The following is a 22,336-nucleotide window of genomic DNA, read 5'->3' as shown; positions in this document are numbered from 1 at the left end:
CACTTATCCCAGTTTTTTCGCTACGAACACGGCTTCATTCCTTACCACATTTATGGAATGAAATCACTTGTTTAATTCTGATGGTCTACTAGCAAAAATAAGGAGGCACATGGGAGCGCAGTTGTCAGTTGCCAATGGACATAACATAGCGGCTCAGCCCCCGTACACAGCAAAAAGCGCACTGCCGCAGGCAGGCGCTCTCTTTGTTGTTAATTAAGGGATAAGTGATACTATGCGGTTACAGCGGCATTCCCGCCACTTCATTAATCCTCGCCGCTTCTTCCGGATCAGCAGCGATCAGCTTCTGATAGACCGCCTGATCCTGGGCGCTTTGCAGTCTCTGTTGAACGGCCAGCAGCCACCGGGCAAGCTCACGGTTGACAGGGTTGCTGTAGTCCTCACTGAGACCTTGCTTCAGTGTGGCTTCTGCGGCCTGCATGTCCTGCGACATGTACTGGATCTTCGCGGTATTCAGCAGCAGTTCCGGTGTGACGGTGACATCCTGCTGCTTCGCATCCCGGTCTGCAATGGCGTAAGTATACGCATCCAAGCCGGTTTTGAAATACCGCTGCTTGTTAAGCGTCTCCTGGTCCTTGAGCTCCAGCTTGCCCTCGGCCGCCGCTTCCTGCGACCGCTTCAGGGCTGCGGCTCCCAGCTCCTGCGACCGGGCAATCACTCCGCTGTACCAGGCGGTCGTCCACAGGCTTTCGCTGTCGGTCAGATCCTCGTATCCGCCAACGAAGCCCTGCTTCACAGCAGCGGCCGCCGCATCCTTGTCTCCCGACAGGAGGTGTACTCTCCCTATGTTCAGGCCGATCGTAGGTGTAACGAAGAATTCACGGCCCTGAAGCTGCTCGGGAGGGAGGCTTTTTAGATGCGCTATACCGTCCGTTACATGTCTGTAGGCAGCAAGTGCGGAAGCGAAATACGTCTGTTGCCCGGCTTCATCCTGCTTGGAATAAGCTTGCTGTCCAAGGAGTGAAGCCCGGCTGATGAACTGGGCATACCAGTTGATATCCCACATGAACTTGTCCGCGTTGTCCAGGTAGACATGATAGGCGGCATCGCTCTCGCTCTTCAGGTCATAGTAGCCTGCGAGCTGGGTCAGCAGCTCTTTGTTGGACGGCTCATCCTTCAGCGCACGGGTCAATACCGCATAGGCCTCGTCCAGGAACTGCTCGTTCTTGGTCTGCTCATACACCTTCTGATCCAGCAAGGACAAGTACATAGCGGATTCGGGGTGGTAGGGGCGGATGTTGAGTGCTTTTACCAAAGGAGCCTTGATCTCCTCATAGGACTGGCTCACTTGGATCAGCTTCTTGGCGGCATAAGCCTCAGAGCTTGACCGGATGTACCCTAGAGACAGGAAGAGCAGGTAGCCTGTGCCGACTCCGAGTACTGTGAAATAGCCAGCCCTGATCCACAGCTTGTTCCACGTAAAGCGGAGCGGCTTGCTCTCCATGGCCACAGCCATTCCCCCCAGAGAGAGGAAGACGAGCATCCCCATGAACGCATAACTGAGGTTGAAATCCAGCAGGCTGTGAACGAGAATGGACAAGGCGATAATGAGATAGAAGAATCCGTTGTTATAGTCATCGGTCTCCCGTTTCAGATATCCTCTGCTGAACTTGTAGAAGATGAATAGAATGAAGCCCATGAACACCAGAAAGCCGACAATGCCGACTTCAATCAGATATTGCAGGAAAAAGTTATGCGCCTGGCGGCTCAGATAAGGGTTGTTCTGATAATGCTCATAGAGTGTAGCCCAGCCGCCGCCGCCCGCGCCCAGTACCGGGTAATCCTTGACGACCTTCATGGCATCCTCGTAAAAGGTAAAACGCTCCAGGACACTGTGCTGCCTGAAGTTGATATTCTCCAGCCGTGTTCCGATATTCGCCGGGAGAATATTACGCGCGCTGGTGCCGATGAACAGGAAGGCGATGATCGCGACGCCAGCCACAGAGACGGCTGGAATCCACAATCCGCTCATGCGGCGTGATTCTAGTCTGTTAAGCTTGCGGCTCAGATAAGGTGCCAGGTAACGCTGAACCACCAGACAGAGCACGCCTGCACAGGCAGATGCTCCCAGCAGATAGCCCCAGCCTTTAAGGGCAGAGGACGAGGTGAACTCCGTATTCAGCTCCAGGCCCAGCCGTGTGACCGGGCTGGTAATCAGCAGAGAGAATAGGCCGGCAATCGCAAGATGGACAATCCACAGAATCTGCTGCACAGGCTTCAGGAAGAGCAGCAGGAGGATGAATACTACCGGCAGCAGCACGAGTCCGCCACGGGATAAGGTAAGCAGCAGCGAGACAATGATTGGCACCAGCATGAAGCCGTGCAACAGCTGTCCGGCCCATTTGCGGGAGCGGATCAGCGCGAAGACGGCCACGAACAGAAACGCCATCAGGAAGGCTGCATATGTATTGGCATACTGAAAAATGGAAGTCAGGCGCAGGCCGTTCGAATCAGTCATAACTGCATCGTTATACCTGCCGTTAATTACGGTCTCTGAGAACCAGCCCACCAGGCTGCCAGCCAGCTTCCAGCTTCCGAGCCAGTTGAGCAGTCCAAAGCCTACGATTAAGTAAGCGAGGGTAAGCACGCCATGCTGGACGGCGGAATTGAGCCGCTTGTGCCGGAGCAGAAGGATGCTGATGATGAAGACTGCGGCATAGGTGAACTGGGTGAACAGCATGTTCATAGCCGAGTAACGGGAAGCTGCGCCGAATAGCGACAGGGCATAGGTTACGGGAAGCAGAATGGCCGCTGCAGTGAGCAGGTCACGCTGACTCTCCAGCTTGAAGGTTCTGAGATACAGGATCGCAGAGGCCAGCATCAGAAGCCCGCTCACCAATGCAGCTACATAGATAGGCTTCTCGAACTCCGCCCTCATTCCGTTGAACAATCCGATCTGAAAAGCGGCCCAGCCCAGGAACAGCAGGAACGCAGCGCAAATCATCCAAGCTGCCCCTGAAAGCTTGTCCGTAGCTTTGACAGAAGCCGCCTGTTTTCCGTACACAGGTTTCGACACGATAGAATCTCCTTTTTCAAAATAGTAGGTCTTCCAATTTATTGCACATACATATTACGGATATAAAGTGAAAAAGTTGTTGTCTGAACGGAAATTTCAAAGATTGGAGTGTCTTGCAGGAGAGGGAGGGAACGAAAAAGTGGGGAATAGGCCGGAACCTGCTCAGCGAATGAAGCAGTCTGTCTGCACAGGCCGGCCTGCTGCAGTTTTCATAGAATAAGGTAACGGAGCGAATCTATGAATCATGTAAGAATGGACGTTTAAGAGTTCCGCCCGAAGGCAGCAATGACGGCAGGGGAACGCGCAATCCGCTTCCTGGGCCACTGCTGCCGGGAACAAGCTTCAGGCGGGGATAATAAATTTCAGGTTAATCATGAACACGATCAGGGCGGAGGCCCCCAGGGAAAAGGCGATGCAGCCGGCACCGAGCACTCTGCGCCGGTCCTTGATGAATTTGAAGCCAAGCGCACAGACGAGTATTGTCGTTCCTGCCAGTACAACAGACATGCCGATCATCGCAAACCAATACAGGATTTCAAAAAACTCAGCCATTAGGAAACCCTCCCTTTCAGGCAATAATACAACGAATTTTAATGATTTTCCAGTCAAATGAATCAGGGACATAAGGCCCCGCAGCCATATGCCCTTTTTTGCTGTGGCCTGCTATACCACGGACAATCATACAGGAGGGCACGGCCTTTCGTGAGTAATCTATAGGGTAGGCTGGGAATGCGAAAGGAGAGGGCAAATAATGGCGGGGAGAGAACTGGCAAGCAAGCTGCTGAAGACGGCGGCGCTGCTTAGCGATTCACGGGTTGCCGGTTACATTCCGAGAACGCGGGAATATAGTGCTGCCGGATTGTCCGCGATGCTTGGAAGATACGGCAATGTTGTCATCAAGCCGGTTGTAGGCGGAGGAGGATATGGTGTCATCAAGGTGTTCCGGGATCATAGGGGGTATGGCTTCACGTATATGCAGAGCACACGTATCTATGGAGACTTTACTTCCATGCGCCAGGCACTGGACAGATTCAAGGTGAAACGGAAATATTTGATCCAGCAGGGAATTTCCCTTGCACGGATCTCCGGGCGTCCGATTGATTACCGGGTCAAAGTAGTGAAGAACGGCGAGCACTGGGAGTTCCGATCTATGGTAGGGAGAGTCGCCCGGCCGGGATTGTTCGTTACGAATCTCTGCAAAGGAGGTACGATGCTCAGCTGCCGCCAGGGACTGCGAAGATCATTGCCAAGAGTGGGGACCTCATCCAAAAAGGCGGAAATGCGCAGGCTGACCCTAATCTGTACCGAGCTGCTGGAGCGGCATTTCCCGGGGATCGGTGAACTGGGCTTCGACTATGCTGTAGATCATCGGGGGAAGATTTGGATTCTGGAAGTAAATACAAGACCTAAATGATTAATAAAATTTTTATATTTGACGATAAATACAGTAATAGGATAATATTGCGTTTAGTTGTTTAGATTCAGAGGTAATAAAACAAGAAATATCCCAGCCAATTATGAACATTCTAAAAAAGTTTTTGTGTGGAGATGTCAGGTTTCAGCCCTGTGCATAACTGTTATCCCCATAGTCCACTGCGCAATTGCTGACATTATAACCCTTACTCACATATTATACACAGGATTTCCACAGCAGCTTGTGGATAATGAGAACGCTTGTTCGAAAAATGATAGTTTGCTATGATAGATTCAGATCCAAATAAAGGAAAGGTAGGTGAACGTTATGGTTGAATTGTCGGATGAGATGCTGCTTGACTCTTATCACAGAGCGATAGAGCTGCATTTGGAGCATGATTTCATCGCCCTGCTTCTCGCTGAAATTCGCAAACGGAACTTACACTCTCCAGACCATGCGGTTCTGCATTAAAGATCAGAGCACATCCTGCAGCATTGGACTTCTTTAAACCGCAAGCATCAAGGAATAGGGTATCTTTTCAAGTTGAGGTGGAATCAACCTGAAAGGATACCCTTTTATTATGGCTATAAGGTTATAGACAACCTAGAGCTTAAGATTACTGCTGTGTCCCGGAGACAGCTTCGCATCCGGATCAATATATACCTTGGCGTTATTGACTGCTGTCGGCGCTTCTCCGAATCCTACAGCGATCAGCTTCAGCTTACCCGGATAAGTCGTGATATCGCCAGCGGCGAAGATTCCCGGAATGCTGGTCTCCATGCGGGAGTCAACTACAATGGAGTTGCCCTCAATGTCGATTCCCCACTCGGCAATCGGGCCCAGAGAGGAGACAAAGCCGAAATTGACAATAACGCTGTCTACTGCGATTTCTTGAGTTTCCTTGGTCTTGATATGGGACAAGGTGACCTTGGTAATGAATTCTTCACCGTGAAGCTCAGTGATCTCGGACGGCGTAATCACATTTACCTTAGAGGCCATCAGATTCTCTACACTATGCTCATGCGCACGGAATTTATCGCGGCGGTGAATCAGGGTTACCTGTTCAGCGATCGGCTCCAGCATCAGCGCCCAGTCCACAGCGGAATCGCCGCCGCCGCTGATCAGCACCTTTTTATCCTTATAAGCATTCAGATCATTTACGAAATAATGCAGGTTGGCTTTCTCGAAGCGCTGTGCATCCGGTACCTCCAGACGCCGCGGCTCAAATGCGCCTACGCCTGCCGTGATGATAATGGCTTTGCTGTGATATTCAGCCTTGTCGGTGGTGACGGTGAAATGGCGCTCACCCTGCTTCACAACCGATACGACCTTCTCCTCCAGACGGATATCGGACTGGAACAGCTCCATCTGCCGGGACAGGTTGTCCACCAGCTCCTGTGCGGTAATTTTGGGGAAGCCGGCGACATCGTAAATATATTTCTCAGGATACAGAGCAGCAAGCTGCCCTCCGAGTTGGGGCATACTCTCAATAAGGGTTACTGAAGCCTGGCGCATACCGCCGTAAAAAGCGGCAAACATACCGGCTGGTCCTCCGCCTATAATCAGCAGATCGCTCATAGGAACGGTTTGCTCTAATGTCACGTAATATTACACCTCCGAGTTGATAGTTTCAATTTGCCATACAAGCGTACCTACTCATTATAAACATAGTCTCACCTGCCTGCAAAGGCCTTGATTTCAAAGAAAAAGTGTGACATTTTGTTGTATGATTATATTTGATTAAAACGATACTAAGGTTTACAATGGATATGGTTATTTTAGAAATCCTTTAAGTTTTATTGGAAATTCTTCTGAATTTAAGTGTATAAATTCACAAAAGAAACCTGATTTTTTTACAAAAAATAACACATAGACAGATTCACCTGTTGGAAGGAGCCGGAACATGAGCAGTATTCCCAAAATCGTTATTCTAGGCGCGGGGTATGGAGGGATTTTGACCGCCCAGCGGCTGCAGAAAGCTTTGAATTATAATGAAGCCGATGTAACCCTGGTTAACCGCCATGAATATCACTATTTCACGACCCATCTGCATATGCCTGCAGCGGGCACGGACAGCATCGAGCATACACGCGTGTCTATCTCCAAATTAATCGATGAGTTCAAGATCGATCTTGTCAAATCCTCGGTGCAAGAGATTCGCACCCAGCAGAAGAAGGTTATTCTGGAGGACGGAACGCTCTCGTATGATTACCTTGTGATTGCCCTTGGCGGTGAGCCTGAAACGTTCGGGATTCCGGGACTCGACAAATATGCGCTGACCATCCGCAGCATCAACTCTGTGCGGCTGATCCGGGAGCATATCCAGTACCAGTTCGCCAAATACAAGAATGAGAATAATGCACAGGAGCATATCAACTTCGTCATTGGCGGCGCGGGCTTCAGCGGGATTGAATTTGTTGCGGAGCTGGCTGACCGGATTCCTGCACTATGCAAAGAATTTGATGTCGATCCAAGCATGGTCAACATCTATAATATAGAAGCTGCGCCTACGGCTCTGCCGGGGTTCGCGCCTGAGCTGGTTGAGCATGCCATGACCGTACTCACCAAGAAGGGGGTAACCTTCAAGATGGGCGTAGCGATCAAGGAATGCCTGCCTGGCGGCGTGATTCTGGCCACGGGTGAAGAGATCAAGGCTTCCACCATTGTATGGACCGGCGGTATCCGCGGGAACCGTCTGATCGAGGCTGCCGGCTTCGAAGCGATGCGCGGACGGGTGAAGGTAGACGAATATCTGCGGGCTCCGGGACATGAGAACATCTTCATCATAGGTGACGGCTCCCTCATGATTAATCCGGAAGGGCGTCCTTACCCGCCGACGGCACAGATTGCTATGCAGCAGGGAGAATGCTGTGCGCATAATCTCGTAGCGGCCATCCGCAGCCAGCAGCCGAAGAAATTCGCCTTCAGCAACAAGGGAACCGTAGCTTCACTTGGCAAGGGCCAGGGAATTGCCGTAGTCGGCGAGAAGACCTACAAAGGCTGGAAGGCAGCGCAGCTGAAGAAGGTTGTCGATATGCGCTACCTGCTCATCATCGGCGGCATCCCGCTCGTGCTCAAAAAAGGAAGATTCCTCTAAGATGCGCCACTGCAGCGTGCAAGTACGCGGACTGCTGACGCGCGAGGAGCTCGACCGCTATAATGCTCTGATTGAGGTAGGCTCTTATCTGGAGGATCAGACGCGGTATGATCTGGCCTACAATATCCAGAAGGAAATCGATATTCTCATTCTTCCGGCCATCGAACGCCTGAAGGATAAGGGACGCGCGCGTGACCGGGCGACAGCGGAATACCTGGAGAGCCTGCGTGACGGGGACGAAGACGAAGACGAAGACGAAGACGAAGACGAAGAGGACGATAAGGAACCTTCGGCATAAGTGGAAGTAGAAAAGACGTACAATGCAAAGAGAGCCGTGCTTGCAACACGGCTCTCGGGTGCAATAGCCGCTTTTAAGGGCGGCGGCTTTCGGAAAAGTAGTCAAGAAATAGACCGCATACCTTTGCTAGAGGGGGCGGTCTATTTGCGTTTATGCTGTTACAGCTTCAGCATCTCCTCGAACGATTCTTCGTTCAGCAGGTTGCCGACATAGAAGGGGCCGAACTCTCCGTAGCGGGCGCTGACTTCATCGAAGCGCATCTCGTAGACGAGCTTCTTGAACTGCAGGGCATCCTCGGCGAACAGAGTCACGCCCCACTCCCAGTCATCGAAGCCGACGGAGCCGGTGATGATCTGCTTCACCTTGCCGGCATAGCTGCGTCCGATCAGGCCGTGCGAATACATCAGCTCCCGGCGTTTCTCCATATCCAGCATGTACCAGTTGTCGGCAAGCTCACGCTTCTTGTTCATCGGGTAGAAGCAGATATGCTTCATTTGCGGCAGTACAGGCTTCAGCCGGGCAGCGACATGCGGGTTCAGCATCGGATCGCTGCCGTCACCGGCATTTCCTCCTGCGGCGTAGTTGCTGAGCTCAACGATGCTTACATAGGAATAAGCCTTCGTAGTATATTGGGCAAAGGCGATTTTGTTAAAAGCGGTCTCCAGCGCATTCAGCGCCTCCAGACTCTCTCTCAGAAACATCATCACGAAATCAGCCTTCTGGCCCACGATGGAATAGACAGCAGTGCTGCCCTCCTTCGCTTCCTCGACAGGTCCCCACTCCTGCATGAAGGCATGCAGCTCCTCCAGGGCCACTGCCCGTTCCTCGTCATCGGCTGCCGTCCAGGCTGTCCAGTTCAGTGAGCGGAAGTCATGCAGCGCATACCAGCCTTCCAGTGTCAAAGCGGCTTCGTTCAAGTTGTTCACTCCTTATAGGTTATCGGTGGAATATCCTCGCGTAAAATCTTCTTGGTCCGCATACCTTAAATATGTATGAACATAGGTCGGGTGCTATTTGCATTGTAGCGCAGCGGGCGGCAGAGAGCAAACGCCAAGGCCCCCATTCACGCGAATTCCGGTATTGAGCGCGATAATGTTCATTGCTTCGCTACATTTTTTCTAGTAAACTTACTATTATATAAGCTTAGGTGTGCGGTTCTTTATAGAGAGAGGGGATGGCGGTACGATGGGCTTTATTCCGGTGTTTGTTCTGGCCGTTTTATTCTTTGTGATGATGTTCGGCATTGGCTTCATTCTTAACATGCTGATGAAGACTACCTGGTTCCCTGCCTATCTGTTCGTCATTGTCATTCTTCCGGTGGTGGTCTACTCCATCTGGGACCGGAGCGCGATGTCCTTATGGGAGCACCTCTCTACCTTCCACATTGTGGATTATCTTACCGGGGTAGCCGGTCTTGCCGGAGCGGTGCTGAGCGGCTGGACCATTCAGAAGCTGCGGCTGGGCGGATACAAGATGTTCTAAGCGCTGCCTGAAGGGCGGTACAACAAGAAACGGCTAATCTCCTGTAATGGGGGGAGCCGTTTTTTTCTTTTTCCGCCAGAAGAGCCAAGGATTCATCTTTATTTTACATTTTCGGCCGGGTGTTTTGTGATAGAATAGAAATCTATATGAATTCGTATAGAAGAGGGGGAGGTATCCGCAGATGCGTATGAGCAACCTGCATCATTTCACTGAACATCACCGGTACTGCGTGTCCCGCGAATTCGGTCTAAGCCAGCTGGATGGACGTATGCTGGGCTCAGTCTATCAGCCAATGGTAGGCGCGTTCGCCATCAGCCTGTACAGATTGCTGTTCGAGCATATTCCGGCTGAATCTATCGGTTACTCCGGTGTGGAGCAGCAGCGCAGGCTCTTTATGACCCTGGGCGTTGAACCCAACGAGAAGGGCCGTAAATATATGGTAGACCAGGCTTCCCGGCTGGAGGCGGTGGGACTGCTGCAGACCTGCCGGCTGTATGCCGCGGAGAATGATGATTATATGTACGAATACGAGTTAATGCCGCCGCTGTCGCCGGCTGATTTCTTTGCAACCCAGCATCTGACGCTGCTGCTCCGGGATAAGATCGGCAAGTTCGCTGTGCTGTCGCTGCGTGAGCAGTTCTGGCACCGGGAACCGGAGGAATGGAGCGGGCGGTCGCTCGGGAAAGAGAATATATCACTGCCCTTTTATGATATTTTTGAGCTGAATACCCATGTGATCGACTATGAGCTGGAGCAGGCGCTGGCCGAGGTAGCCTCCGTGCGTCAGCCCGGCACCACTCAGGCGGTTGAGCCGAATATAGCCTACAGCGATATTATCCTGCGCTTCCCGCGTGAATCGGTGAACCGTGCGCATGTTGAGAAGCTGCGTTTTGACCATAACCAGATGGGTGTCATTAATTATGTGGCCCGCAAATACGAGCTTGGCCCGCAGGATGTATGCCGTCTGCTGGATGAGGATGATGTCTTCACGCCGGACGGAGAGGTGATTCTGGATACGCTGCAGTACAAGGCAAGCCAGCATTTCCGTCAGGATAGGAAGCGTCAGGAGAAAAGAGAGATTGCTGCCGCCAAGGTAGTGTCGCTGCGATCCGCCGCTGAGGAAGAGAGTGATCCCTCCGCAGTGCCGGTGGAGCAGGCTGTCGAAATGGAGTTCTATGTAGAAGTGCCTCCGCAATTTCTGTCCAAATGCGACATTCACCAATATAATATGATGCTGCGCAACGAGCCTTATACACGGCTCCTACAGACGTTCTTCCCGGGGGCAGTTCCGGGCCAGCTGATGGATATCTTCGAGAAGATTGATCTGAACTATAAGCTCAGCGGCGAAGTGATCAATGTCCTGATCCATTATCTGATGACGATGGTGGCCTCCGGCGGCGATCAGCGGATGAACCGCAACTTCGTGGAGGCGATTGCCTCCAATATGCTGGTGAAGCAGGTGAATACTTACGAGAAGGCCGTGCGCTATATCCGTGACCAGTCGAAGGTGAAGGGCAAGGGGGCGGCTTCCGCCTCCTCCGGCACAGGCACTGCGGGAGCCCGCCAGCGTTCGTATACGAAGAGCGGCGGGCGGTCCGGCAAGCAGGAGATTCCGATTGTGCTTGATGACGGCAGCGCCGGAACCGTATCGGAAGAGGAATTCGCGGCGATGATGAAGAAAGCGGCCGAGATCAAGGCCAGCAAGAAAAAAGGCGTTCTGAGAACGCCCTGAAGAAAGTGAGGTGCAGCGATGGAGTCCATGGGCGAAGTGCTGCGTTCGATGAACAACCCCGCTCTGCGCCAGCGCTCCCGTGACCTGGAGCAGACCCTGCTGAACCATCCCCTGGTCAAGGAGCTTCAGGCGGAGCATCCCGAGCTGGACGAGTCCCGGCTGCGGCTGCACTTGAGCCGGCTATACCAGTATGTCGAAGAGGACCGGCATTGCAAGAACTGCCCCGGCCTGGCGGCTTGCCCGAATGATTTCCAGGGGCATTACAGCAAGCTTACTGTAGAGACGGTTAATGGTGTAACGGATCTGTACGAACGCAAGACACCGTGCAAGCTGAAGATTGCACAGGATAATCAGGATAATGTCCGCAAGCGGATTCGCAGCTTCTATGTGGATGAGCGGGTGCTGAACGGCGGATATGATGAGATGGATATTATGGGCAAGGACCCCCGGCGGGCCTCAGCCGTGAACAAGATATTTGACTATATAGCAACTGTGCGGGCAGAGGGCCTGACTTCGCGGGGTATCTATTTGCAGGGCAGCTTCGGGACCGGCAAAACCTTCCTGATGTGCTATCTGCTCCATGAGCTGGCTATCTCGGGCTACAGCGGCGTGATTGTCTATATGCCGGATTTCATCGAGGAACTGAAGCTGATCATGATGGACAACCAGAAGCTGAAGGAAATGGTCGATACGATGAAGAATTGTGATCTGCTCATCTTCGATGACATCGGCGCCGAGAATCTCAATCCCTGGGCGCGTGACCATGTGCTCGGAGCGATCCTGAACTACCGGATGAACCGCAAGCCGACCTTCTATACCTCGAATTATCCGCTGGACGGGCTGGAGAAGCATCTGAGCATCACCAGCAAGGACGGGGAAGAGCTCTACAAGGGTCAGCGGCTGATGGACCGGATTGCCCCGTTCGTAGAGGTGATTCCGCTGCATGGGGAGAACCAGCGTGGCAGGGCCAGAGACTGAATTTTTATTAATACAAGCGGAAACGGCTTCGGATAAGTTATCGGGTGAAACCTATAAATTCTATATTTTAAAATAGGGGACCACGCCAGCATCTGGCCGGGGTCCCCTGTTTGCCTGCGCTTAGATTTAGCTGGCGTTGAATTTCCACCAGTTGATATTGAACAAGTATCCGCTGCCGCCTGTGAATTTCAGGTAAAGGTCATGAGTCCCGCTTGCTCCGCTGACCGTGCAGGTCTTGGTCACCCAGCTCTGCCAGCCCCCTGTATTCTGCACTGCACAGGTGCCGACCAGCGTTCCTGTCGGACTGTCCAGCCGCAGCTCAATATTACCGCCGCTGCCTGCTGACGCTACCCGGGCCTCGAAGGCTGCGGCTCCGGCGCCGAAGTTCACATTTTTGATTTTGAGATAATCGCCGTGATCTATGAAGCCGACATTCATTCCCCCGTCCGTATCTGAGGTGGTCTCGGTCTCTACCCCGGCCGCCCATGCACTGGTCTCGGCTTGCGTTCTGACATAGGGGTTAAGGGTGGCGATGGGCTGCGGCCCGGCGGTTGTCATGTTGATGACCGGGAAGCTTCCGTCTGCGTTGTAGGTGAATTGCTCTACCCCCACTGACCGGGTAAAGCCGCCCCCGCCAGGCAGCGCGCCATTGTGATAAAAGAAATAAGAGCGCCCTTTGAAGTCGATGATGCCCGGGTGATTCGTGAAACTCCCGCCTTGGGTGGGCATAATGATCCCTCTGTACTTCCATGGGCCGGTAGGCGAAGAGCTGGTGGAATAGGCGATATTCTCTGGAATACCGCTTGCGGCGTAGACCATGTAGTATAAGCTGCCGCGTTTGTAGAACCAGGGTCCTTCTTCGTAGAGGGTTGGTCTGTCAGCATTGCCGTTTCGCACACCGAAGCTGTCTGTGGTCATAGGTACCTGGACAATCCCTGTGCTCTGGTTGTAGGAGATCATATCCGGGTTCAGCTTCACATACTTCAGTGTCGGATTCCCCCAGTAGAGATAGGCCTGGCCGTCACTGTCTACATATACCGTAGGATCGATGTCGCCCCAGCTGCTGGAGACGAGCGGTTTGCCGATAGCGTCCACGAACGGGCCGGTCGGGCTGTTAGAAACGGCGACGCCGATGGCGGGCCGTCCGAGCGAAGTGCTTTTTGCCGTGACATAAAAGTAGAATTTGCCGTTGCGCTCAATCACCTGGCTGGCCCAAGCTTCTCCGCTCGACCAGCTGAACGCCTTGTAGGATAGCGGTGACCCGTGATCGGTCCAGTTCGCCATGTCCTTGGAGGAGTAGACCCTCCAATTATTCATCGTATAGTAGGTCGAGTTGTCTTCGTCATGTCCGGTGTACAGGTAGACCGTATCATTGTATACAAGCGGGGCCGGGTCTGCCGTGTAGATGGTCTGTACAACAGGGTTGTCAGCGAACGATACCGGGGAATACAGCGCCGATGCCAACAAGCCTGCGACAGCAAGGCTGACAAGCTTTTTCATTCTTCTTTCCTCCTCAAAATAGGGTATAAGAGCGCTTTCGCATACAGAGTAACACGGCTCCTGTGAAACAAAAATGTGTTTTCTTTTTATTAAATTGTAAATTTATGTTATTTTTAACGGCACTTGACGGATCGCAAAATGAACGCAAAAAAATCCGGCATCCCGCCCAGGCCTGGGCGAAGAATACCGGACACTGCACCTAAGCAGCTATTCGGACAAATACTTGATGATTACCATTCCGAAGAAGACCACGGTCATGAAGCCGGTCATCCCGAAGAAACCAGCCATCAGATCACCGAGATCGTTGCGGGGCTCCTCATTGATATGCTCCCGCGGGTCACGGACCTGTGCGTTGACATTGACGTCCATTCGCTTCTTCCTCCTTGCTGTTGCATGACTGCATGAAGTGGGTTACAGTTATACATGTGAGAGAAGTCATTGACAATTAATGCGCTTTCTTCAAGTATACGAAGATGCAGGGAAGTTGTAAAGATAAGATCGTATGCCAAAAGGGTGATTCTATGCTAAATATAAGACCTATGGAACCGCAGGAGTATGATTTTCTTATGGATATGCATTATGAGTCCATTCATATTGAACAAGGTAAGCCTCCCAGAAGTAAGCTGCTGAATTCCCCGGGGATTGCGAAGTACAACGAACATTGGGGGAGACAAGGCGACAGGGCGGTAATCGCACTGGTGGATAATCAGCCCGCAGGTGCTGCCTGGTACAGGCTGTTTGACGAGACGAACCAGGGCTACGGATTTGTGGATGCCACAACCCCGGAGTTAGGCATTGCTATTCGGTCTGACTACAGGCAGCAGGGATTGGGAATCAGGCTTATGGAGGGCATCATACAGCAAGCCGTGTCCGATGGATACCCGTCACTTTCGCTCAGCGTTGATCCGGAGAATCAGGCGGCCGTCCGGTTATATCACAAGCTCGGCTTCGAGTATGTGGGGACAGCCGGTACCTCGTGGACGATGAAGCTGAATCTCAGGGACAAAGTCTAAACCGCTAAAAGACAAATTAATTTTATGCAATATAATTTCTCGAAATATATAACAAATGCATTGTATTTATGTTATACTGTGGATGTGTCGGTAAATGATAATCTGGTTATCATATTACATGAAGCATTTTATCCCGCTATGATCTCGGAGTAAATTCTGCGGACTTGGCTCAGGCTATAGGAGCGGAAGTTATTTCGTACAGCTTAAGCTCACAAAACTTATCTAAGGAGGAACAATATCATGGCTATCGTGAACGTGTCTGACCAATCCTTCGTGAATGAAGTGGAAGGTCAAGGTACTGTAGTAGTAGATTTCTGGGCACCTTGGTGCGGCCCTTGCAAAATGCTTGCCCCAATTCTCGAGGAATTGTCCACCGAGCTGGGTGACGATGTGAAGATTGCTAAATTGAATGTCGATGAGAATCCTGAGACAGCTTCCCGTTTTGGAGTAATGAGTATTCCTACTCTGATCTTCTTCAAAGACGGCCAGCCTGTCGACAAAGTCGTAGGACTGAACTCCAAGGACTCCCTTAAGAATATCGTAGCCAAGCATCAATAATGGATTATAACCTGCTGTAACCAGGGCCATGCGGCCCTTCAGACAAAGCGCCTTCGGATTACCGAAGGCGCTTTGTCTGTCCTATAGAAACGGATGTTCTATATTAAGGCTTGAATGTGTAGTACATTCTATTCTAAACTTACCTTATAACCGTGTAGTAACAGGTGGGGGAGAACTTATGGATTATATGGATAATATCCGCAACAAGCTTGCGCTGCTGCCTGATCTGCCCGGCTGCTATCTGATGAAGAATCAAGAGGGTACGATCATCTATGTCGGCAAGGCCAAAGTGCTGAAGAACCGTGTACGCTCTTATTTTACCGGCAGTCACAACGGGAAGACGCAGCGGCTGGTCGCCAATATTGTTGATTTCGAATATATCGTGACGTCGAGCAACATGGAAGCACTCATTCTGGAGTGCAATCTGATCAAGAAGCATATGCCGCGCTACAACGTGCTGCTGAAGGATGACAAGACCTTTCCTTATCTGAAAATCACGAACGAAGCCCATCCGCGCCTGGAGGTTACCCGCCGGGTGCTGAAAGATAAAGCGAAATATTTCGGACCATATCCGAACAGCTACGCCGCCCAGCAGACGAAGAAGCTGCTGGACCGGATGTATCCGCTGCGCAAATGCGGGGTAATGCCGAAGGAGGTCTGCCTGTACTACCACATGGGCCAATGCCTGGCTCCGTGCGAGAAGGAAGTGCCGAAGTCAGCCTATGAGGAGATTATTCAGAACATCTCCTCGTTCCTTGGCGGAGGGCATGATGCGGTGAAGAAGGATCTGCAGAAGAAGATGCAGGAGGCGGCGGAGGAGCTGTACTTCGAGCGGGCCAAGGAGCTGCGCGACCAGATCCAGCATATCGATGCCGTGATGGAGAAGCAGAAGATCAATACGGCCGATACCAAGGACCGCGACGTCTTCGGCTATGCGGTAGACAAGGGCTGGATGTGTGTGCAGATCCTGTACATGCGGCAAGGGAAAATGATTCAGCGCCACTCGTCGGCTTTTCCGTTCTACGGAGAGGCGTACAGTGACTTCATGTCTTATGTGACGCAGTATTACAGCGACAATCCCGCGCTGCCGCAGGAAATCCTGCTGCCGGATATGGCCAGCGCCGGAATGCTTCCGCCGGAAGCAGGCAGCGCCGCTGGTCAGGGAAGCGGCGGACCGGAGGCTGTAGGAATGCCGAGCGGACAGGCGCTGATGGCTGCCTTGGGCGCAGAGGACGAGACGGAGGCCGGAGAGGAGTTGCGCGAGCTGGACGCCGCTGGTCAGATGCTTGCGGCTGATCTCTCCACGGCTGCCGAAGCTGTGCAGGAGCAGGCAGAGCAGGAGGCGGCTGCCGAAGGGACCGTAGATGCGGCCGGAGGCGCAGCCGCCCTGCAGGAATGGCTGGGCATTAAGGTGCTGGTGCCGCAGCGCGGGCTGAAGAAGCAGATGATCGGCATGGCCTGCCAGAACAGCCGGGTCGCGCTGAATGAGAAGTTCCGCCTGATCGAGCGGGACGAGGAGCGCACCTCCGGCGCGGCCAGCAGTCTGGGGCAGAGCCTGGGGCTGGACTCGCTGAACCGGATCGAAGCGTTCGATAACTCGAATATCCAGGGGGCCAATCCGGTCTCGGCCATGGTGGTTTTCATCGATGGCAAGCCCGCCCGCAAAGAGTACCGTAAGTATAAGGTCCGCACCGTACAGGGGCCGGATGATTATGAGACGATGCGCGAGGTGATCCGGCGGCGTTATGAACGGGTGCTGAAGGAGAATCTGCCGCAGCCGGATCTGATCGTAGTCGATGGAGGCAAAGGCCAGATCTCTTCGGCGATCGATATTCTGCAGAATGAGCTGGGGTTATTCATTCCCGTCTGCGGTCTGGTCAAGGATGACAAGCACAGAACCGCCCAGCTGCTGGTCGGCGACTCCGCCGAGCCGGTCTCGCTCGCCAGAGACAGCCAGGAGTTCTACCTGCTGCAGCGTATCCAGGATGAGGTTCACCGCTTCGCGATCACGTTCCACCGGGAGCAGCGCGGCAAGTCAATGGTCACCTCGAAGCTCGATTCGATTCCGGGCATCGGGGATAAGCGCCGGAAGCTGCTGCTGAAGCATTTCGGGTCACTCAAGAAGATCAAGGAAGCCTCCATCGAGGATTTCAAGGTGCTGTCCATCGGCGAGAAGCTGGCCGGTCAGATTCTGGAGGCGCTGAAGGATGAGGAGCCGTCAATCTAAAGTAGAGTTGAACGGTAACGGAACAGAGGCCGGCCCCATATGGGCCGGCTTCTTTGGTTGTGGTCAGGAATGGATGGTATTCTCAGAAATCCCGCTACATTCCCGGAAGGCCAATGTGTGCGGAAAACCGAACATAATGCGCAAATGGGGTGAAGTTCCGTAATCTGTCGCTGCACAATTAGATAAATCTTCATATTTTGCATAAATCGTCGCTTTTACCAATTGCAACCGGTTTCGGTAAGGGGTACGCTTATTATGAATCTATGAAAGCGCTTGTGTGAAAGCTGTGGACTTCCAGAACCAGGGTAAGGGGCTGATGCAGACTCCGGGAAATGGACTCCGGAAAAAGTCAGGTTTACAGGCTGAAGAGCTGCAATCCAATCGTAAAGAGGAGGATAAAGGGAATGGTATATTCAAAATCTGTAAGACGCAAGAGGGGAATCAGCGGGACCGCTCTTATTCTAAGCATCGTCATGCTGCTGAGTCTCGTGCAGGTTCTTCCGCCCGGACGGGCATATGCCGCGGACTCTTATCTGCTCTCCACAGACCGGCCCGCGTATGCATCGGGCACGGAGGGCAATAATACCCCGGATCTGGCGGTGGACGGCAATACAGGTTCCCGGTGGAGCAGTTCATGGGGGACGGACCCGAACTGGATTTATGTGGATCTCGGGGCAACTGCAACGGTAGACCGCGTTGTGCTCCGCTGGGAAGGGGCTTACGCCAAGTCTTACAAGATCCAGGTATCCGCAGATGAATTGAATTGGAGTGATATCTATTCCACAACTACTGGAGACGGCGGTGTGGATGACATTACACTCAGCGGCACCGGCCGTTATGTCCGGGTATTCGCCACAGAGCGGAACCTGACGCAATACGGCATTTCCCTCTATGAGTTTGAAGTATACGGCACTGGCGGCGTTAATCCTCCTCCGGTAGTTTTGGGTCCGAATGTGGCCTTGAACAAGCCCGCGACGGCTTCATCCTATCAGGTGGCCGACTATCTCCCTGTCGGCTCTACCCTGCCGGCACTGGCGGTAGACGGCAACCTGAACACACGCTGGTCTTCCAACGCGACCGATAATGAATGGCTGAGCGTTGATCTGGGCAGCGTACGTACGCTGGGCCGGGTGGTCATTAATTGGGAGGCCGCTGCCGGCCGGATCTATGATATTCAGGTTTCCAATGACGGAAGCACATGGACTACGGTATACCGCGAGCTTCACGGCGACGGTGGCACACTTAATCTGCCGGTCTATGCCAGCGGCCGCTATCTGCGGATGAAGGGTATCAGCAGAGCCACCTCCTTCGGGTACTCGATCTTTGAATTCCAAGCCTATGATTATGTGGCAGGCGATCCCAAGCCGGTCTATAACATTCCGGCCTTGCCTACACTGACCACAGTACCCGTAGGCCAAGGCAGCCATGCCGCGAATGACCTCTCGGTTCCCCAGCCTAAATATCCGCTGTACAAATCAGATGCGCTGACTGCGCCGCTGCCTTCCAATGACTGGTGGCAGTCCATTATGATCAATCAGCTCGGCAACGGCATTATCACGCTTCCGCTCAAATCGAAATATACCAAGCAGGGCCTCAGCATTCTGAATCCGGGTGCAGGCTACTTAAGCGCCGACGGCAAGGCGCAGGAAGCGGCGGGAAGCCCGGACCTGTTCCTGATGGCCGGCAACATTAATACTTCGGGGATGTCGAACCGGATTACCGGTTACGGCGACTGGTCGGCGACTGCGGTGTTAAGCGATGGCGCTGCGGAGAAGCTGAAGACAACGTTCGTCAAAGGCTCGCCTTACCTCTACTCGCAGTTCAGTGATCCGTCCAGTCCTGAAGTGTATCTGCCCGCCGGGGCCCGCTTCTTTAATGACAGCAATACTACGATTCTGGCTGCAGACGGCGACACCGTGACTGCAGACCATATCGGCATTGCGGTTACCAATTCCAACGGGGCGCCAACGCCTGAAATGGTAACCAGACACTATGGGCTGTATGCTCCGGCCGGTACAACCTTCAAGCGGGTCGGCGCCAAGCTCAAAATTCAGCTGGGAGGAGGCCAGAATTACCTGTCCCTGTCGGCTCTTCCGGCACCGTCCAATCTGAATTATTTCTACCAGCACGGCTATGCCTTCGTGACGGACACGAAGGTGGCCTATACCTTCAACGAGACGACCTCAGATGTCACAACTACCTTCAATGCGGTAACAGAACTCAAGCGTTCAGGCTTCCCGAATACCACGCTGATGGCCCAGCTTCCCCACCAGTGGAAGGTGACCACAACACCGCTGACCGCTGTCTCCTTCCCGTCCATCCGCGGAACGATGAAGGTGACAGAGGGCAATTCGTTCGCCACTACGGATAAATTCCACGGCATTGTGCCGCAGTTCACCGAGCCGGGCGATTCTACCTATTCCCGTCAGGATCTGCTGAATTACCTGGCGTTGCTGGATACGGACACTGCCACCAATCTGATGCAGGCCGATGCGTACTGGCAGGGCAAGAAGCTGCATCCGCTGGCCATGGGTGTGCTGATCGCCGATCAGATCGGCAATGAGAGCTACAAGAATCTGTTCCTCTCCCGGATGAAGACGGTGCTTACAGACTGGTATACGTACACCTCGGGGGAAACCGATTATTATTTCGACTACAACTCTGACTGGGGAACATTGATCTATAAAAACAGCGAGTTCGGCGCGAACTCCGGCATCACGGACCATCATTTCACGTATGGCTATTATGTTTTTGCATCGGCCGTGCTCGCCACCTATGATACCGACTTCAGAAATAAATTCAGCGGAATGGTCGATGAGCTGATCCGGGATTATGCCAATCCGTCGAAGACAGACCCTAAGTACCCGTACTTCCGCAACTTCGACCCGTATGAAGGTCATTCCTGGGCCGGCGGGTATGCGGACAATGACAGCGGCAATAACCAGGAAGCAGCAGGGGAATCGCTGTTCGGCTGGGTCGGCCAATATATGTGGAGCACGCTGACCGGCAATACAGCCTTCCGCGATGCGTCCATTATGGGCTTCACGACGGAGCTTAGAGCAGTACAGCAGTACTGGTTCAACTACGACCAGGATAACTGGCTGCCGGGCTATACGCATAAAACGGTGGGCCAGATTTACGGAAGCTCGAATTTCTTCGGCACCTTTTTCAACGGGAATCCGGTGTATGTCTATGGCATTCACTGGCTGCCTACAGCAGAATATTTAACCAGCTACGGGTTCGATACGGCTAAGGCGGCTGGATTATACAGCGGCTTCGTGGCCGATAACGGCGGGCCGGAACCGGACTGGTACCATATTGTCTGGCCGATTCAGGCGCTGAGCGATCCGCAGGCGGTGCTGAATAAATGGAATCCGGCACTGCCGCAGCAGAACGAATTGTACAACACGTACTGGTTCGTGCACAATATGGCCACGCTTGGATCACGCACCAAGGACATTTGGGCGGAGAACGGCTACAGTGCAACGGTGTATAAAAAAGGTTCCGCCTACCGCGCGCTGGTCTGGAATCCGACGAATGCGGCCATAACCGTTACGTTCCGCAACAGCGGAGGAGTGACAGGCTCGGCTGTAGTCGAAGCCAAGAAGCTGGTGAAGGTGGACCCGACGAAGGTCACCACAGATACGCTGCTTACTCCGCCTGCCATGACAGCCGATACCACTCAGAACGCAGCCGGCCAGCCGATTGAGCTGACGTTCACGGAAAATGCGGCCTGGAGAAATGCAATCACTGCAGTGAAGGTGGATGGAGTGACAGCAACGGCAGCGAATTATACTGTGGAAGCCGGTAAAATCACGCTGAACACCGCGCTGTTCCCCACGGCAAAAACTTACACGGTTACAGTGACGGCAGACGGATATACCGATACTTCGGTGCAGCAGGTGATTACCGGCAGCACAACGCCGACAGGGAACCTTGCGCTGAACAAGGCGGTGACTGCCTCGGAGAATCCGAAGCAGCCCGCTGCCGCAGCTGTGGACGGGAACCCGGGCACCCGCTGGGAATCAGACTTCAGCGATCCGCAGTGGATTCAGGTGGATCTGGGCTCTGCCCAGACGGTCAGCCGTGTGCTGCTGAACTGGGAGGGCGCGTACGCCAAAGCCTACTCGATCCAGACGTCGGCAGACGGAGCGAACTGGGCAACGGTCTATTCGGCAACAACCGGAGACGGGGACATCGATGACATTAGCTTCACCCCGGTCAGCGCGCGGTATGTGAAGGTTAATGGCACAGAGCGCGGTACGCCGTACGGGTATTCCTTATGGGAACTGGAAGTGTACGGCAGCGGCAGCGCTGTAACACCGCTTACTCCGCCTGCCATGACAGCCGATACCACCGGGAACGCAGCAGGCCAGCCGATTGAGCTGACGTTCACGGAGAATGCGGCCTGGAGAAATGCAATTACTGCGGTGAGGGTGGATGGAGTGGCAGCAGCGGCAGCGAATTATACCGTGGCAGCCGGTACAATCACCCTGAACCCTGCGCTGTTCCCTGCAGGGAAAACTTACACGATTACAGTCACTGCAGCCGGATATAATGATGCTTCGGTGCAGCAGGTGATTACCGGCGGCACAACGCCAACTGTGAACCTTGCGCTGAACAAGGCGGTGACCGCTTCGGAGAATCCGAAGCAGCCCGCAGCCGGTGCTGTGGACGGAGATCTTGGCACCCGCTGGGAGTCGGACTTCAGTGATCCGCAGTGGATTCAGGTGGATCTGGGTTCTGCCCAGACGGTTAGCCGTGTCCTGCTGAACTGGGAGGGCGCGTACGCCAAAGCCTACACAATCGAGACGTCAGCAGACGGCACGAATTGGACAACGGCCTATTCCACAACAACCGGGGATGGGGACATCGACGATATCAGCTTCAACCCGGTCAGCGCGCGGTACGTGAAAGTGAACGGGACGCAGCGCGGCACACAATATGGCTACTCTTTATGGGAATTGTCCGTCTATTAATGCACAGAATGCACAAGTCAGTCT

At 53.3% G+C, this 22,336-nt stretch carries 17 protein-coding genes; 11 read left to right on the top strand and 6 right to left on the bottom strand.

Annotated elements, in window-relative coordinates:
• Positions 1-238: 238 nt before the first annotated feature.
• Positions 239-3,034: an O-antigen ligase family protein gene (locus tag NST69_RS25100; RefSeq protein WP_342547448.1), complete on the bottom strand. Its 2,796-nt coding sequence runs from the start codon at positions 3,032-3,034 to the stop codon at positions 239-241.
• 342 nt (positions 3,035-3,376) lie between these two features.
• Positions 3,377-3,586 carry a hypothetical protein gene (locus tag NST69_RS25095; RefSeq protein ID WP_036701644.1) on the bottom strand — a complete coding sequence of 70 codons (210 nt, stop codon included), beginning with the start codon at positions 3,584-3,586 and terminating at the stop codon, positions 3,377-3,379.
• Between the two features lie 199 nt (positions 3,587-3,785).
• Here NST69_RS25095 and NST69_RS25090 point away from each other — a divergent pair, with 199 nt between their 5' ends.
• Together NST69_RS25090 and sda are read left to right on the top strand one after the other, a co-directional pair.
• Positions 3,786-4,448, top strand: coding sequence for a YheC/YheD family protein (locus tag NST69_RS25090; RefSeq protein ID WP_036721970.1), 663 nt, complete (start codon positions 3,786-3,788; stop codon positions 4,446-4,448).
• 327 nt (positions 4,449-4,775) lie between these two features.
• On the top strand, positions 4,776-4,919 hold the full coding sequence (sda, locus tag NST69_RS25085; protein WP_036721967.1) for a sporulation histidine kinase inhibitor Sda: 144 nt from the start codon (positions 4,776-4,778) through the stop codon (positions 4,917-4,919).
• Between the two features lie 132 nt (positions 4,920-5,051).
• On the opposite strand, the gene NST69_RS25080 is transcribed toward sda, so the two are convergent.
• The gene (locus tag NST69_RS25080; RefSeq protein WP_342550220.1) at positions 5,052-6,026 is read right to left on the bottom strand and encodes an NAD(P)/FAD-dependent oxidoreductase; all 975 of its coding nucleotides are present in this window, start codon (positions 6,024-6,026) and stop codon (positions 5,052-5,054) included.
• 325 nt (positions 6,027-6,351) lie between these two features.
• On the opposite strand from NST69_RS25080, the gene NST69_RS25075 reads away from it, so the two are divergent.
• Together NST69_RS25075 and NST69_RS25070 are read left to right on the top strand one after the other, a co-directional pair.
• Positions 6,352-7,545, top strand: a complete 1,194-nt coding sequence (locus NST69_RS25075; protein ID WP_036701637.1) for an NAD(P)/FAD-dependent oxidoreductase — start codon at positions 6,352-6,354, stop codon at positions 7,543-7,545.
• Position 7,546: 1 nt separating this feature from the next.
• Positions 7,547-7,843 (top strand): hypothetical protein, encoded by a 297-nt coding sequence (locus NST69_RS25070; protein WP_342547447.1) that lies wholly within the window; start codon positions 7,547-7,549, stop codon positions 7,841-7,843.
• A gap of 158 nt (positions 7,844-8,001) precedes the next feature.
• Here the strand turns inward: NST69_RS25070 and hemQ are convergent, their stop codons facing one another.
• Complete coding sequence (hemQ, locus tag NST69_RS25065; protein WP_340950431.1) at positions 8,002-8,760, bottom strand: hydrogen peroxide-dependent heme synthase; 759 nt, start codon at positions 8,758-8,760, stop codon at positions 8,002-8,004.
• A gap of 268 nt (positions 8,761-9,028) precedes the next feature.
• Here hemQ and NST69_RS25060 point away from each other — a divergent pair, with 268 nt between their 5' ends.
• The 3 genes from NST69_RS25060 (at position 9,029) to dnaI (ending at position 12,035) form a co-directional block, all read left to right on the top strand.
• Entirely contained in the window at positions 9,029-9,325 is a 297-nt protein-coding gene (locus NST69_RS25060; RefSeq protein WP_036721959.1) for a YuiB family protein, read from the top strand.
• A 181-nt stretch (positions 9,326-9,506) separates the two neighbouring features.
• Complete coding sequence (locus NST69_RS25055; RefSeq protein ID WP_076081645.1) at positions 9,507-11,057, top strand: DnaD domain protein; 1,551 nt, start codon at positions 9,507-9,509, stop codon at positions 11,055-11,057.
• Between the two features lie 18 nt (positions 11,058-11,075).
• Positions 11,076-12,035, top strand: coding sequence for a primosomal protein DnaI (gene dnaI / locus NST69_RS25050; RefSeq protein WP_340950433.1), 960 nt, complete (start codon positions 11,076-11,078; stop codon positions 12,033-12,035).
• Between the two features lie 126 nt (positions 12,036-12,161).
• On the opposite strand, the gene NST69_RS25045 is transcribed toward dnaI, so the two are convergent.
• Positions 12,162-13,535, bottom strand: a complete 1,374-nt coding sequence (locus NST69_RS25045; RefSeq protein ID WP_342547446.1) for a glycoside hydrolase family 43 protein — start codon at positions 13,533-13,535, stop codon at positions 12,162-12,164.
• A 207-nt stretch (positions 13,536-13,742) separates the two neighbouring features.
• Positions 13,743-13,904 carry a YqzM family protein gene (locus tag NST69_RS25040; RefSeq protein ID WP_143803803.1) on the bottom strand — a complete coding sequence of 54 codons (162 nt, stop codon included), beginning with the start codon at positions 13,902-13,904 and terminating at the stop codon, positions 13,743-13,745.
• Positions 13,905-14,101: 197 nt separating this feature from the next.
• On the opposite strand from NST69_RS25040, the gene NST69_RS25035 reads away from it, so the two are divergent.
• The 4 genes from NST69_RS25035 (at position 14,102) to NST69_RS25020 (ending at position 22,312) form a co-directional block, all read left to right on the top strand.
• A complete protein-coding gene (locus NST69_RS25035) occupies positions 14,102-14,548 on the top strand; it encodes a GNAT family N-acetyltransferase (protein ID WP_342547445.1) in 447 nt (148 codons plus the stop codon).
• A 240-nt stretch (positions 14,549-14,788) separates the two neighbouring features.
• A complete protein-coding gene (gene trxA, locus NST69_RS25030) occupies positions 14,789-15,106 on the top strand; it encodes a thioredoxin (protein ID WP_036701616.1) in 318 nt (105 codons plus the stop codon).
• Between the two features lie 178 nt (positions 15,107-15,284).
• Positions 15,285-17,333, top strand: coding sequence for an excinuclease ABC subunit UvrC (gene uvrC / locus NST69_RS25025; protein ID WP_340938334.1), 2,049 nt, complete (start codon positions 15,285-15,287; stop codon positions 17,331-17,333).
• A gap of 404 nt (positions 17,334-17,737) precedes the next feature.
• On the top strand, positions 17,738-22,312 hold the full coding sequence (locus tag NST69_RS25020; protein ID WP_342547444.1) for a discoidin domain-containing protein: 4,575 nt from the start codon (positions 17,738-17,740) through the stop codon (positions 22,310-22,312).
• Positions 22,313-22,336 lie beyond the last annotated feature (24 nt).

Source organism: Paenibacillus sp. FSL P2-0089 (genome assembly GCF_038595095.1).
GTDB classification, from domain to species: Bacteria; Bacillota; Bacilli; order Paenibacillales; family Paenibacillaceae; genus Paenibacillus_AQ; species Paenibacillus_AQ silagei.
This window is presented reverse-complemented; position numbering and strand designations above follow the sequence as displayed.

Excerpts from the sequence above, each read along its gene's own strand:
- NST69_RS25040 (WP_143803803.1), bottom strand. The coding sequence starts at position 13,904 with ATGGACGTCAATGTCAACGCACAGGTCCGTGACCCGCGGGAGCATATC.
- NST69_RS25080 (WP_342550220.1), bottom strand. The coding sequence starts at position 6,026 with ATGAGCGATCTGCTGATTATAGGCGGAGGACCAGCCGGTATGTTTGCC.
- NST69_RS25035 (WP_342547445.1), top strand. The coding sequence starts at position 14,102 with ATGGATATGCATTATGAGTCCATTCATATTGAACAAGGTAAGCCTCCC.
- dnaI (WP_340950433.1), top strand. The coding sequence starts at position 11,076 with ATGGAGTCCATGGGCGAAGTGCTGCGTTCGATGAACAACCCCGCTCTG.
- NST69_RS25075 (WP_036701637.1), top strand. The coding sequence starts at position 6,352 with ATGAGCAGTATTCCCAAAATCGTTATTCTAGGCGCGGGGTATGGAGGG.
- NST69_RS25020 (WP_342547444.1), top strand. The coding sequence starts at position 17,738 with ATGGTATATTCAAAATCTGTAAGACGCAAGAGGGGAATCAGCGGGACC.
- uvrC (WP_340938334.1), top strand. The coding sequence starts at position 15,285 with ATGGATTATATGGATAATATCCGCAACAAGCTTGCGCTGCTGCCTGAT.
- sda (WP_036721967.1), top strand. The coding sequence starts at position 4,776 with ATGGTTGAATTGTCGGATGAGATGCTGCTTGACTCTTATCACAGAGCG.
- NST69_RS25055 (WP_076081645.1), top strand. The coding sequence starts at position 9,507 with ATGCGTATGAGCAACCTGCATCATTTCACTGAACATCACCGGTACTGC.
- NST69_RS25045 (WP_342547446.1), bottom strand. The coding sequence starts at position 13,535 with ATGAAAAAGCTTGTCAGCCTTGCTGTCGCAGGCTTGTTGGCATCGGCG.
- NST69_RS25070 (WP_342547447.1), top strand. The coding sequence starts at position 7,547 with ATGCGCCACTGCAGCGTGCAAGTACGCGGACTGCTGACGCGCGAGGAG.
- NST69_RS25095 (WP_036701644.1), bottom strand. The coding sequence starts at position 3,586 with ATGGCTGAGTTTTTTGAAATCCTGTATTGGTTTGCGATGATCGGCATG.
- NST69_RS25090 (WP_036721970.1), top strand. The coding sequence starts at position 3,786 with ATGGCGGGGAGAGAACTGGCAAGCAAGCTGCTGAAGACGGCGGCGCTG.
- trxA (WP_036701616.1), top strand. The coding sequence starts at position 14,789 with ATGGCTATCGTGAACGTGTCTGACCAATCCTTCGTGAATGAAGTGGAA.
- NST69_RS25060 (WP_036721959.1), top strand. The coding sequence starts at position 9,029 with ATGGGCTTTATTCCGGTGTTTGTTCTGGCCGTTTTATTCTTTGTGATG.